Origin of the sequence: Streptomyces sp. NPDC046712, from assembly GCF_040645695.1 — a bacterium.
Lineage (GTDB): Bacteria > Actinomycetota > Actinomycetes > Streptomycetales > Streptomycetaceae > Streptomyces.
Window position 1 is genome coordinate 61,171 of record NZ_JBEYYW010000017.1, and the last position, 12,633, is coordinate 73,803.

12 protein-coding genes are annotated in these 12,633 nt (G+C 71.2%); 5 read left to right on the forward strand and 7 right to left on the reverse strand.

Annotation, left to right across the window (positions count from 1 at the left end; translation table 11 throughout):
• Window positions 1-17 precede the first annotated feature (17 nt).
• The 4 genes from ABZ939_RS22250 to ABZ939_RS22265 form a co-directional block, all read right to left on the reverse strand.
• On the reverse strand, window positions 18-1,769 hold the full coding sequence (locus ABZ939_RS22250; protein WP_361857765.1) for a hypothetical protein: 1,752 nt from the start codon (window positions 1,767-1,769) through the stop codon (window positions 18-20).
• A 219-nt stretch (window positions 1,770-1,988) separates the two neighbouring features.
• Window positions 1,989-2,834, reverse strand: a complete 846-nt coding sequence (gene otsB / locus ABZ939_RS22255) for a trehalose-phosphatase (protein WP_361857768.1) — start codon at window positions 2,832-2,834, stop codon at window positions 1,989-1,991.
• A gap of 23 nt (window positions 2,835-2,857) precedes the next feature.
• Entirely contained in the window at window positions 2,858-3,103 is a 246-nt protein-coding gene (locus ABZ939_RS22260) for a DUF3263 domain-containing protein (RefSeq protein WP_361857771.1), read from the reverse strand.
• Between the two features lie 17 nt (window positions 3,104-3,120).
• Window positions 3,121-4,392 carry an extracellular solute-binding protein gene (locus tag ABZ939_RS22265; protein WP_361857773.1) on the reverse strand — a complete coding sequence of 424 codons (1,272 nt, stop codon included), beginning with the start codon at window positions 4,390-4,392 and terminating at the stop codon, window positions 3,121-3,123.
• 219 nt (window positions 4,393-4,611) lie between these two features.
• On the opposite strand from ABZ939_RS22265, the gene ABZ939_RS22270 reads away from it, so the two are divergent.
• The 3 genes from ABZ939_RS22270 (at window position 4,612) to ABZ939_RS22280 (ending at window position 7,766) form a co-directional block, all read left to right on the forward strand.
• Complete coding sequence (locus tag ABZ939_RS22270) at window positions 4,612-5,550, forward strand: ROK family protein (protein WP_361857776.1); 939 nt, start codon at window positions 4,612-4,614, stop codon at window positions 5,548-5,550.
• Window positions 5,550-6,695, forward strand: coding sequence for an N-acetylglucosamine-6-phosphate deacetylase (gene nagA / locus ABZ939_RS22275; protein WP_361857779.1), 1,146 nt, complete (start codon window positions 5,550-5,552; stop codon window positions 6,693-6,695). Before ABZ939_RS22270 ends, nagA begins: the two co-directional genes overlap by 1 nt.
• A gap of 144 nt (window positions 6,696-6,839) precedes the next feature.
• Entirely contained in the window at window positions 6,840-7,766 is a 927-nt protein-coding gene (locus ABZ939_RS22280; RefSeq protein WP_361857782.1) for a 1-phosphofructokinase family hexose kinase, read from the forward strand.
• Between the two features lie 79 nt (window positions 7,767-7,845).
• Here the strand turns inward: ABZ939_RS22280 and ABZ939_RS22285 are convergent, their stop codons facing one another.
• Together ABZ939_RS22285 and cdgB are read right to left on the reverse strand one after the other, a co-directional pair.
• Entirely contained in the window at window positions 7,846-8,826 is a 981-nt protein-coding gene (locus ABZ939_RS22285) for a CBM35 domain-containing protein (protein ID WP_361857784.1), read from the reverse strand.
• Window positions 8,827-8,935: 109 nt separating this feature from the next.
• The gene (gene cdgB / locus ABZ939_RS22290) at window positions 8,936-10,555 is read right to left on the reverse strand and encodes a diguanylate cyclase CdgB (RefSeq protein WP_361857787.1); all 1,620 of its coding nucleotides are present in this window, start codon (window positions 10,553-10,555) and stop codon (window positions 8,936-8,938) included.
• 313 nt (window positions 10,556-10,868) lie between these two features.
• Between cdgB and ABZ939_RS22295 the strand changes: the two genes are divergently transcribed.
• Window positions 10,869-11,432 carry a flavin reductase family protein gene (locus tag ABZ939_RS22295; RefSeq protein ID WP_361857790.1) on the forward strand — a complete coding sequence of 188 codons (564 nt, stop codon included), beginning with the start codon at window positions 10,869-10,871 and terminating at the stop codon, window positions 11,430-11,432.
• Window positions 11,433-11,478: 46 nt separating this feature from the next.
• Here the strand turns inward: ABZ939_RS22295 and arfB are convergent, their stop codons facing one another.
• The gene (gene arfB, locus ABZ939_RS22300) at window positions 11,479-11,916 is read right to left on the reverse strand and encodes an alternative ribosome rescue aminoacyl-tRNA hydrolase ArfB (protein WP_361857793.1); all 438 of its coding nucleotides are present in this window, start codon (window positions 11,914-11,916) and stop codon (window positions 11,479-11,481) included.
• Window positions 11,917-12,030: 114 nt separating this feature from the next.
• On the opposite strand from arfB, the gene ABZ939_RS22305 reads away from it, so the two are divergent.
• The gene (locus tag ABZ939_RS22305; RefSeq protein WP_361857796.1) at window positions 12,031-12,606 is read left to right on the forward strand and encodes a TerD family protein; all 576 of its coding nucleotides are present in this window, start codon (window positions 12,031-12,033) and stop codon (window positions 12,604-12,606) included.
• The last annotated feature ends 27 nt before the right edge of the window (window positions 12,607-12,633 follow it).

Genomic DNA, 12,633 nt, shown 5'->3' on the forward strand with positions numbered 1-12,633 from the left:
CTTCTCGTGTTTCGTGCCTACGGGTTACAGCTCGTGCCCGCGCTGGGGTTGGTGCACAGGTCGTTGCTCGAACCTCCGTTGTTGGTGTTCGACCCCGCACCGCCGTCGAGGGTGTCCCGGCCGCTGTCCCCGTTCAGGAAGTCGTCGCCATTTCCACCCAGGAGCGTGTCGTCACCGCTGCCGCCGTTGACGATGTCGTTTCCGGCACCGCCGTCGATCTGGTCGTTCCCACTGCCGCCGGTCAGCGTGTCGCCGTCGGCACCGCCGCAGATGAGGTCGTTGCCGCCGGCGCCGTCGACGATGTCGGTACCGCCGCGGGCGAGGATGACATCACGCCGTGAGGTGCCCTGGAGCCGGTCGTTGCCGGACGTCCCGATGATGGTGGCCTGCTGGCCGAAGCACCGGTTCGTCTCGACGGTCGTCGTCTCCTGGTCGGTGTTGTTCGCCGGAGTGGGGTCGGAGACCTGCCCGGTCACGAAGGCGGTGTCGGTGTGCGTGCCCTCGGTGAGGGCGGTCGCGGTGATGGTTCGCGTCGTGCTGGTCCCGGAGGCGAGCGCCCCGATGGTGCAGGTGACCGTGTTCGCGCTGGTCTCGCTGCACCCGGCGGACGCCTCGGTGAAGTCGAGCCCGGCGGGCAGGGTGTCGGTCAGGACGACGCCCGTGGCGTTCTCGGGGCCGTTGTTGGTGACGGTGAACGTGTACGTCACGCTCTGGCCGACCAGGACGGGATCGGAGCCGACTTCGGACTTGGTCACCGCCAGGTCCGCTTCCGGCTTGAGCTCGACGCGCCCGATCCGGTTGCCGTCGTACTCCGTGAACCACATGTTCCCGTCAGGCCCGGCGGTGATCCCGAGCGGGGTGCTGTCTGCGGTGATCCCGGACGAGAACTCCGTGACGACGCCGGTCGTGGGATTGATCCGCCCGATCCGGTCACTGAGTTGCTCGGTGAACCATAGGTTCCCGTCAGGCCCGGCGCTGATACCCGAGGGGCCGCTGCCTGGGGTGATCCCCGAGGAGAACTCCGTGACGACGCCGGTCGTGGGATTGATCCGCCCGATCCGATCACCCAGCTCGGTGAACCACATGTTCCCGTCAGGCCCGGCGGTGATCCCGAGCGGGGCGCTGTCTGCGGTGATCCCGGACGAGAACTCCGTGACGACGCCGGTCGTGGGATTGATCCGCCCGATCCGATCACCGAACCCCTCGGTGAACCACAGGTTCCCGTCCGGCCCGGCAGCGATCTCAACAGGATCACTCCCGGGCGTGATCCCGGAGGAGAACTCCGTGATGACTCCGGTCGCGGGATTGATCCGGCCGATTCGGTCAGCGCGCTCGGCAAACCACAGGTTCCCGTCCGGCCCGGCGGTGATCCCGAAGGGGGTGCTGCCTGGGGTGATCCCGGAGGAGAATTCCGTCACGACGCCGGTCGTGGGATTGATCCGCCCGATCCGGTCACCGAACACCTCGGTGAACCACAGGTTCCCGTCCGGCCCGGCAGTGATCCCGGTCGGGGCGCTGCCTGGGGTGATGCCGTTGGAGAACTCCGTGACGACGCCGGTCGTGGGATTGATCCGCCCGATCCGATCACTGCCTTGCTCGGTGAACCACAGGTTCCCGTCAGGCCCGGCGGTGATCCCGAGCGGGCGGCTCCCCGCAGTGATCCCAGAGGAGTACTCCGTGATGTCCCCCACCGCCCCCTGGGCAGGCGCGGCCGCCACGGACAAGCCGATCAGCGCGCCTGCGAGGGCGGAGGCGAGGCGGCGGCCCACGCGTGACCGCCGTCTCGAAGAAGTCGATGGTGGAGGCACGCTCAGGGTGGTTCGGGGCATGGAGGCAGCGCCTTTCGGCTGGGGATCTCGGTCACGGGTAGCTCCGTGGTAACAGATCCCTGACGCACCGTCAGCCAACGCGCACGCGGGCTCCCTCAGCCGGAGCAGCGCGCCCGGGGCATTCGGACGCGCCGCACGGGGAGCCGTACGGGCGGGTCGTCAGCGGGCCTCCCGTACCGCCTCCGCCAGGTCTGCCAGGAACCCCACCACCGCTCCGGGCCCCGGGACCGACAGGTCGGCGCGTTCGGCCAGCTCCGGGACCTCTGTGGAGCCGCTGCAGACCAGCAGACCAGGGGTGCCGTTCGAGCGGAGCTTCTCCACCGCGGCGAAGGCCGGGAGGTCGCCCAGGTCGTCGCCCGCGTACAGGACACAGCCGGCACCCACCTCCCGTACGTACTCCGCCAGGGCCACGCCCTTGTCCATGCCCGGCGGGCGGAGTTCGAGGACCATGCGGCCCGGTTCCAGGACCAGGCCGTGGCGGGCGGCGAGGCCGGCGAGGGGGGCCTTGAGGGCCTCGAAGGCGGCCTGGGGGTCGGTGGAGCGGCGGGTGTGGACGGCGACCGCGCGCCCCTTCTCCTCGATCCAGGTGCCCGGCCAGGCGCCGACGCTGTCCAGGAAGCCGGGGAGCTCGGCGCGGACCGAGGCCACGCCGGGGTGGACGGCGGAGGCCTGGACGGTGCCGGTGACCGCGTCCCAGCGTTCCGCGCCGTAGTGGCCGAGGACGACGAGGTGTTCCAGGCCGGGGACGCCGGCGAAGCCGCCGTAGCGGACCGCGACCCCGGCCGGGCGTCCGGTCACCACCGCGACCGACGCGACCTCGGGGGCGAGTGCGGCGAGCGCGGGGACGGCGCCGGGGTGGGCGCGGGCCTGTTCGGGGTCCGGGACGATCTCGGCGAGCGTCCCGTCGAAGTCGAGGGCGACGACGGCCTTGTCCGGGCGCGCGAGAAGCGCGGCCAGGCCGTCGCGGCCTGCGGGTGTGGTCGGGTGCGGAAGGCTGCTGACCATACGACGACCCTACCGACGCGGGCTCAGCGGCGCTGCTCCTTCTCCGCACGGACCCGCCGCAGCCGGTTGACGGTCACCGGATCGTGGGCGAGGGCCCGCGGGTCGTCGAGGAGCGCGTTGAGGAGCTGGTAGTAGCGGGTCGCGGACAGGCCGAGCCGCTCACGGACGGCGCGCTCCTTGGCGCCGGGGCCGGGCCAGGAGCGGCGCTCCAGGGCGAGCACGGCACGCTCGCGCTCCCCGAGGCCCGAGTCGTCGCTGTCGTTGGTCATACGAGCCAACTTATGCGCTACTCCGCGTTCTCCGCCTCCGTCGCCTCGCGGGCGATCTTCCCCAGGACCTCGGCGGGCTTCTGCCCCGGCGTGACGGCCTTGCCGATGTTCTGCTTGATGTTCTCGCTGACCTGCGCCCAGGACGTCTTGCCGACCGGCGGGAGCTGGGAGTTCGGCAGCTCCTTGAGGAACTCCCGGAGGTTCTTGTGCTCCTCCTCGTTCTCCATGCGGGAGTACGCGCTGACCGTCACGGGCAGCAGGTCGTTGCCGCCCGCGAACTCCAGCACGTTCTCGTCGCTGAAGACGAAGTCGAGGAACTCGCCGATCTGCTCACGGTGACCGTTCTGGTTGAAGCCCATGATCCAGTCGGCGACGCCCATGGACGCCTTGGCCCTGCCGTTCACGCCCGGCAGGGCGACCTTGCCGACCTTGACGCCCTTCTTCTCGGCCTCCTGCATGAGCGAGGGGTGGCCGTTGAGCATGCCGACCTCGCCGCGCGAGAAGGCCGCGAAGGCGTCCTTGCGGTTGAGCTTGGCGGGGGCGACCGGGCCGGTGAGCTCCTTCTCGACCAGGTTCTTCTTCAGCCAGTCGAAGGTCCTGACGTTCAGGTCGGAGTCGATGCGGTAGCGGTCGGTGGCGTCGGTGTAGCCGTCGCCACCGCTGAGCAGCCACATCATGGTCTCGGCCTGCGCCTCCTCCGGGCCGAGCGGCAGCGCGAAGGGGTAGGGGACGTCGTCGTCCTTCAGCTTCTCGGCCGCGGCGGCCAGCTCCGCCCAGGTCGTCGGCGCCTTGGTGATCCCGGCCCGGTCGAAGAGCTCCTGGTTGAAGAAGAGCAGCCGGGTGGAGGCGGCGAACGGCAGGCCGTACTGGGTGCGCCGCATCTCGCCGGCGGAGGCGAGCGGGGCGAGGAAGTTGGCCTGGACGGGGATGGAGAGCAACTCGTCGGCGGAGTAGAGCTCGCCTGCGGCGGCGTAGTCCGCGTAGGCGCCGATCTGGGCGATGTCGGGGGCCTGGTCGGCCTTGACCATCTCGGCGACCTTGCGGTCGACGTCGTTCCAGGACTCGATCTGGACCTCGACCTGCACGTCCGGGTGCTTGGCCTCGTACGCGGCGGTGAGCTTGTCCCAGTACTTCTTGGTGGTGTCGCCGCCGGTGAGGTCGTAGTCGGCGGCGACCAGCTTGAGGGTCACGTCGCCCGACTCGTCGCCGGTGAGGCCGCAGCCGGAGAGACCTGCGGTCAGGCCCAGCGCGGCGATCGTCGCGGTCAGTCCAAGAAGTCGCCGCTGCACAGCGTTGCCCCACCCTCTTGCTCGTCGTTGAGCTGTGATTTTCACAGGAGAGAAAGCATAAGGTCTACACCACTTGGGTATCGCTTCGGCATCGCGCCCAGGCCCCGTCGGGCGCCCGCCGGCCCCACGCCGATCACCTCGCCGGTCATTTGTATGCTCGCGCAACAATATCGGCCAGTGGACTAGACCTTTCGGGCGTTCACACGCGAGACTGTCCTCGTGAGACACGTCATCGCCCTCGATGTGGGCGGCACCGGCATGAAGGCCGCCCTCGTCGGGGCGGACGGCACCCTGCTCCACGAGGCACGGCGCGCCACCGGACGCGAGCGCGGACCGGAGGCCGTCGTCGAGACGATCCTCGGCTTTGCCGCCGAGCTGCGCGCCTACGGCCTGGAGCGGTACGGGCAGCCCGCCGCGGCCGCCGGCGTCGCCGTCCCCGGCATCGTCGACGCCGAGAACGGCATCGCCGTCTACGCCGCCAACCTCGGCTGGCGCGACGTCCCGATGCGCGCCCTCCTCAGCGAGCGCCTCGACGGCATCCCCGTGGCCCTCGGCCACGACGTCCGCACCGGCGGCCTCGCCGAGGGCCGCATCGGCGCCGGAAACGGCGCCGACCGCTTCCTCTTCGTGCCCCTGGGCACCGGAATCGCCGGCGCCATCGGCATCGGCGGAGCCATCGAGGCCGGCGCCCACGGCTACGCCGGCGAGATCGGCCACATCGTCGTCCGCCCCGGCGGCACCGAGTGCGGCTGCGGCCAGCGCGGCTGCCTGGAGCGGTACGCCTCCGCCTCCGCCGTCTCCCTCGCCTGGGCCGCCGCCTCCGGCGACCCGGACGCGGACGCCGCCGACTGCGCCAAGGCCGTCGAGTCCGGGGACGCCCGGGCCGTCCAGGTCTGGCAGAACGCCGTCGACGCCCTCGCGGACGGCCTGGTCACCGCGCTCACCCTGCTGGACCCCCGCACGCTCATCATCGGTGGCGGTCTCGCCGAGGCAGGGGAAACCTTGTTCACACCACTGAGAGCCGCGGTGGAGGAACGCGTGACGTTCCAGAAGTTGCCCGCCGTCGTCCCCGCGGCCCTCGGGGACACCGCCGGATGCCTGGGCGCGGGCCTCCTCGCCTGGGACCTTCTCTCCCTCGACTCGGAGGTATCCGCCTGATGGCCGTATCCACAGTTCTCGCCGGAGCCCGCGTGGTGCTGCCCACCGGCATCGTCGAGAACGGACGGGTGATCGTCGACGGCGGTCGCATCGCGGGCGCCGCGCCCGCCGACGCGCCCGCGCTCGACCTCACCGGCCACTGGGTCGTCCCCGGCTTCGTCGACATGCACAACCACGGCGGCGGCGGGGCCTCCTTCACCTCCGGCACGGTCGAGGACATCCTCACCGGCGTCCACACCCACCGGCTGCACGGCACCACCACCGTCGTCGCCTCGTTCGTGACCGGCGAGCTGGACTTCCTGAGCGCCCGCGCCGGTCTGCTCTCCGAACTGGCGGAGCAGGGCGAGATCGCCGGCATCCACTTCGAGGGACCGTTCATCTCCCCGTGCCGCAAGGGCGCGCACGACGAGACGCTGCTGCGCGACCCCGACCCGGCCGACGTCCGCAAGCTCATCGACGCCGCCCGCGGCCAGGCCAGGATGGTCACCCTCGCGACCGAGCTGCCCGGCGGCATCGACTCCGTACGCCTGCTCGCCGAACACGGCGTGATCGCCGCGATCGGCCACACCGACGCGACGTACGAGCAGACCGTCGAGGCCATCGACGCGGGCGCCACCGTCGCCACCCACCTCTACAACGCCATGCCCGGCCTCGGCCACCGCGCCCCCGGCCCGATCGCCGCCCTCCTGGAGGACGAGCGCATCACGGTCGAGCTGATCAACGACGGCACGCACCTGCACCCGGCCTCGCTGGAGCTGGCGTTCCATCACGCGGGGCCGCGGCGCGTCGCGTTCATCACGGACGCGATGGACGCGGCCGGCTTCGGCGACGGCCACTACTCGCTCGGCCCGCTGGCCGTCGAGGTGAAGGACGGTGTCGCGCGCCTCGTCGAGGGCGGCTCCATCGCGGGCTCGACCCTCACCCTGGACCGCGCGTTCAAGCGGGCGGCGACCATCGACGGGCTGCCCGTCGAGGCCGTCGTGCAGGCCATCTCCGCCAACCCCGCCCGGCTGCTCGGCATCGACGACCGGGTCGGCTCGCTTGAGCCCGGCAAGGACGCCGACCTGGTCGTTCTCGACGAGAACTTCGACGTCAAGGGCGTGATGCGCAAGGGCACCTGGGTGGTTGAACCCCAAGTGGCCTGATTTCGACAGAACATAGCGCAGGGCGGTTGGTCCGGGGACTGGGCCAACCGCTTTCTGTTTGGCATGATCGGGGCGCGTTCCACAGCTGTTCCGGCTGGTCCGGCCGGTCCACGATCTTTCGACGGCGTACGGGGGTTACGGCAGGTGATTCTCACGGTCACCCTCAACACGGCACTGGACCTCACCTACCGCGTCCCCGCCCTCACCCCGCACGCCTCCCACCGCGTCACCCAGGTGATCGAACGCCCCGGCGGCAAGGGCCTCAACGTCGCCCGCGTGCTCGCCGCCCTCGGCTACGAGACGGTCGTCACCGGCTTCGCGGGCGGCCCGACCGGCGAGGTCCTCCGCGCCCACCTCGCGGAACTGCCGCTGACCGACGCGCTCGTCCCGACCGCCGGGCCGACCCGCCGTACCGTCGCGGTCGTCGACACCACGACCGGCGACACCACTCAGCTCAACGAGCCGGGCCCCACCCTCACCCCCGCCGAGTGGTCCGTGTTCACCGACCGCTACACCGGGCTGCTCGCCGGCGCCGAGGCGGTGGCCCTGTGCGGCAGCCTGCCGCCCGGTATCCACGTCGGCGCGTACGCGGAGCTGATCCGGATCGCCCGTGGCGCCGGCGTCCCGGTCCTGCTCGACACCAGCGGAGAACCCCTGCGGCGCGGCATCGCGGCCCGCCCCGACCTCGTCAAGCCCAACGCGGACGAGCTCGCCCAGCTCACCGGCTCCCGGGAACCGCACCGCGCCACCCGCGACGCCCGCCGCCGGGGCGCGCACGCGGTGATCTCCTCGCTCGGCCCGGAGGGGATGCTCGCCGCCACCGCGGACGGCCTGTGGCGGGCCGCCCCGCCGTCCGCGGTGCGGGGCAACCCGACCGGAGCGGGCGACTCGGCCGTCGCGGGCCTGCTGTCCGGTCTTGTCGACGGGCTCCCGTGGCCGGACCGGCTGACCCGCGCGGTCGCACTGTCGGCGGCCACGGTGCTCTCTCCGGTCGCGGGCGAGTTCGACCGCACGGCGTACGAGGAGCTGCTGCCCCGGATCAAGGTCACGGAGCAGGCCGAGGCCGCGTGACGAAGCCCGCACGACCGCACAACGAAGGCCCCGCGGAACCGGGTTCCGCGGGGCCTTCGTCACACCGGAGCCGTACGGCTCAGAGCTCGCCCTTGCTGATCTTCACCCAGTCGAAGATCACGTCGCACTGGTTCCCCTGCGCGCAGGAGAGCATGATCGTGTTCTCACCCTTCACCAGCGACACCTGGGACCAGGTGGTCTGCCAGTTCTTCTCGAGGTTCGGGTCCGAGGAGCCGATGAAGTTCTTCAGATTCATCGGGTTCGTGTTCGCCTTGCCGTTGACGGTCACGGTCGCGTTGGCGTCCTTGGCCGGGATCGCGTACCGCACATACATCCGGTACGTGCCGGAATCGGGCACCTCGGTCTGCCAGGTGACCGACGAGCCGACGGCGTTGAACCCGGTCACGTAGGCGCCGTCCGCGCCCTCCGCTCCCTTGATGTCCTTGGCGAGCAGCGCGGTGCCGCCCAGCTTGAGCGTCGCCGCGTCCTGCTGCGGCAGCGCTGCCGGGGTCTCGTCGGCGCTGGGCTTGCTCGAGGGCGTCTCCTGGACCTGGGTGGACCCGCCGGTCGGCTTGCCGCCCGCGGACCCGCCGTCGGAGTTCTCGTCACCGGAATTGCTGATGACGGCGGCGGTGATACCGATCACGACGACGGCGACGACGGCGATCGCGCCGATCAGCAGCCCCTTGGTGTTGGGTCCGCGGCCGCCGCCACCCCCGCGCTGGGGCGGGATCGGCGACTGCCGGGTCCGCTCGCCACCGGGGTACGTCTCGGGCGCGGCGTACTGCGGGTGCGGCTGGCCGTACTGCTGCTGGCCGCCGTAGGTCTGCTGCTGCGGCACGTGCGGCTGGCCGTGGCCACCGCCGTACTGGCGCTCGCCGACCGTCCTGACCTGGTTGTACGAGGTTCTGGGGACACCCGGCTGCGCGGCCGGTCCGGGGTAGCCGTAGCCACCGGCCTGACCCGGCGGCTGGGCGCCTGCCGCCTGGCCGTCCGCGTACAGGTAGCCGAACGGATCGTCGTCCTCGGGCGTGTTCGCGCCGTCGTTACCGGCAGCCATCCCTGGTCACTCCTATCCATGCTCGCCAGCCGTCGCCGACCGGCCGAGCCTACCCCGAACGGACCACCCGCCGATCCGTCCCTTGACCGGGCGGCGGACGACCGGGCGCCTATCCGGCGCGGCGGTGGACCTTCGACCGGGACCGCTTCTCTATGTACATCCGCTGGTCGGCGGAGTTCAGAACCTCTTCGACGGTCATACCGCATTCGGCCCAGCCGATGCCGAAACTCGCCCCGACCCTGACCGCCCGTCCGTCGACCCGGATCGGCGGAATGATGGCGTTCCGCAGCCGTACGGCGAGGTCGGCGGCGTCGGCCGCGCCGAGGCCGTCGGCGAGGACGACGAACTCGTCACCGCCGAGACGGGCGACGGTGTCCCCGTCCCGTACACCGGTGGTGAGCCGTCGGGCGACCTCGATGAGGACGGCGTCGCCCGTGTGGTGCCCGAAGCGGTCGTTGATCGACTTGAAGCCGTCGAGGTCGCAGAAGAGGACGGCGAGCCCCTTCGTCCCGTCGTCGATGTCCCCACCGGTGGGCGCGACGGTGTGGACGTGGTGGTCGTACGGCCCGCCGGCACCGGGCGCGTCGAAGCCGAAGCCGTGCTCGTGCCCGTACGGGGCGTCGTATTCGGTCTCCGGCGCCGCGTGCGGGCGCTCGCAGAGCCGGGCGCTGAGCCGGGAGCGCAGCTCGGCGCTGTTGGGCAGGCCGGTGAGGGCGTCGTGCGAGGCGCGGTGGGCGAGCTGGAGCTCGTGGCGCTTGCGCTCCTCGATGTCCTCGACATGGGTGAGGAGGAAGCGCGGTCCGTCGGCGGTGTCGGCGACGACGGAGTTGCGCAGCGAGACCCAGACGTAGGTGCCGTCGCGGCGGCCGAGGCGGAGCTCGGCGCGGCCGCCCTCGGCGGAGGTGCGCAGCAGGGTCCCTATGTCCTCCGGGTGGACCAGGTCGGCGAAGGAGTAGCGGCGCATGACGGACGCGGGGCGGCCGAGGAGGCGGCAGAGGGCGTCGTTGGTGCGCAGCAGGCGGCCGTGCTGGTCGCCGCCCATCTCGGCGATGGCCATGCCGGAGGGGGCGTACTCGAAGGCCTGCCGGAAGGACTCCTCGCTGGCGCGCAGGGCCTGCTGCTCGCGTTCGAGGCGGACGAGGGCGCGCTGCATGTTTGCTCGCAGCCGGGCGTTACTGATCGCAATGGCCGACTGGGAGGCGTACATCTGCAGGGCCTCCTGGCCCCACGGTCCGGGGTGACGGCCGTTGCGGGGCCGGTCGACGGAGATCACGCCGAGCAGTTCGCGTTTGGAACCGGAGGCGTACATGGGCGCGTAGAGGCGGTCGTGGGGGTGCCACTCGTCCTCGAAGCGGGGGGCGGGGCCCTCGGTGTGCCACTGCGGGACGTCGTCCTCGATGAGGACCCAGCCCTCGGTGTGCGGGATGAACCGCAGGTCACCCCAGGCGACGCCCATGGAGAGGCGGCGTTCCCAGGACTCGCGGGAGCCGACGCGGCCGGTGATCAGCGCTTCGGCGGCGGGGCTGCCGGCGAAGGCGGCGACGACGAGGTCGCCGTCGGGGCGTACGAGGTTGACGCAGGCCAGTTCATAGTTGAGGCCGGCGACGATGCCGTCGGCGACGGTCTGCAGGGTGTCCGCCAGACTGCGGGCTGTATTGAGGTCGGCCACGACCTGATGCAGCTGCCGCAGGGTCGCAAGACGGACGTACGGCTCCGACTCGGTCTCCATCGCTCGCTCTCCCCGAGACCTCGACAGCAACTCCAGGGTTCTCATCGGCGTTCCATCTGCACTGTCCTTGCCACTGAATCACAGCGAGCTGTGCACCCGGTACACAGGGTCAACAAATACTGCACTCTGTGACTCAAGTCACAACAGGTCATGAAGCGTTGCAGGGGGTACAGGAAAGCGCTCCCGTTCTTTCTTGAACGCAAAGCGAACGGTGCGGGACGGGAGCTCACGGGAGGTCCTAGGACCGGCGAGGGGGCCGGGACTGGTCCCCCGGCCCGATGTAGGGCGCGCCGGGCGGGGCTAGCGTGCGGGTGTGCTGACGACGACTCCCGCCCCGCCCCCCGCCTCGGATCTGGCGATCCCTCATGCTGAGGGGGTGAGCAACGACGAGTTCCGGGCGGCGATGTCCCGCCTCGCGGCGGGCGTGGTGCTGGTGACGGCCCACGACCCGGACGACGGTCCGCGCGGCGAGGACGTCGGGATGACGGCGACGGCGTTCATGTCCGTCTCCCTGGACCCGCCGCTGGTGCTCGTCAGTCTCCGCAACGGCTCCCGCATGGACGACCTGCTGGCCGAGGTCCCGGTCTGGGCGGTCTCGGTCCTCTCCGAGAGCCAGCGCCACATCGCGGGCCGCTTCGCGATGAAGGGCCGGGTGAGCGACCGTCTCCTCTTCGAGGACGTCCCGTACACCCGCGGGGAGGAGAGCGGCGCCCCGCTGGTGGGCGGCGCGCTGGCGACCCTGGAGTGCCGCACGGAGAGCCGCGTGGTGGCCGGCGACCACACCCTGGTCGTCGCCCGCGTCCTGACGGCCGACTTCCCCTCCTCGGACGGCGCACCGTTGACGTACTTCCGCGGCAAATACCGCCGCCTGGCCTGACGACACCGGGCCCGACGCCACGTCCGGGCAGGACGCAGCGCGCGGGTCACCCCCAGTCGCGGCCCTGGCGGCCCCGCTTCGTCTCCGACCGCTGCTTCTTCACCCGCAGACGGCGCTCGTTGATCCCCCGCGGGATCTTCGTGGGCCGGCGCGGCTTCGGCGGTGGGGCCGTCGCCTCCGCGAGGAGCGCCGCGAGGCGGACCGCCGCCGTCTCGCGGTTGCGCCACTGCGAGCGGTGCTCCGACGCGCGGACCGTCACCACCCCGCCGACCAGCCGCGAGGCCAGCCGTTCGAGCGCGCGTGCCTTCCAGACCTCCGGCAGCGACTCCGTCGACGCCAGGTCGAAGCGGAGTTCCACCTGTGAGTCGCTGGTGTTGACGTGCTGACCGCCCGGCCCCGACGACCGCGAGAAACGCCACATGAGCTCGGCCTCGGGAAGCGAGACGGAGCCGCGGATGAAATACGGACCGGACATGTCATCCATGTTCCCCGGACCGGCTCCCGCACGTCATCCTGTTTTCGCGGTGGAACCGCCGTGCCTCCGCACGCGTTATCCCCTGCGACGACATCACGAAGGTCACGAAGAAAGGCACTTCCCATGGCTGTAAGCCTCTCCAAGGGCGGCAACGTCTCCCTGACCAAGGAGGCCCCGGGCCTCACCGCCGTCACCGTGGGCCTCGGCTGGGACGTCCGCACGACCACCGGCACCGACTTCGACCTCGACGCCTCCGCCATCGGCGTCGACCCCGCCGGAAAGGTCGCCTCCGACGCGCACTTCGTCTTCTTCAACAACAAGGCCACCCCGGACCAGACCATCGTCCACACCGGTGACAACCGCACCGGCGAGGGCGGCGGCGACGACGAGCAGATCAACGTCAACCTCGCCGCGCTGCCCCCGAACGTCGACAAGATCGTCTTCCCGGTCTCCATCTACGACGCGGTGAACCGCGCGCAGAACTTCGGCCAGGTCCGCAACGCGTACATCCGCATCATCAACCAGGCCGGCGGCACCGAGATCGCCCGCTACGACCTCTCCGAGGACGCCGCCGTCGAGACCGCCATGGTCTTCGGCGAGCTGTACCGCAACGGTGCGGAGTGGAAGTTCCGCGCGGTCGGCCAGGGTTATGCCTCCGGTCTCGAGGGCATCGCCCGCGACTTCGGCGTCAACCTCTGACGTAGCGGCAAGGCAGCAGGAGCCCCG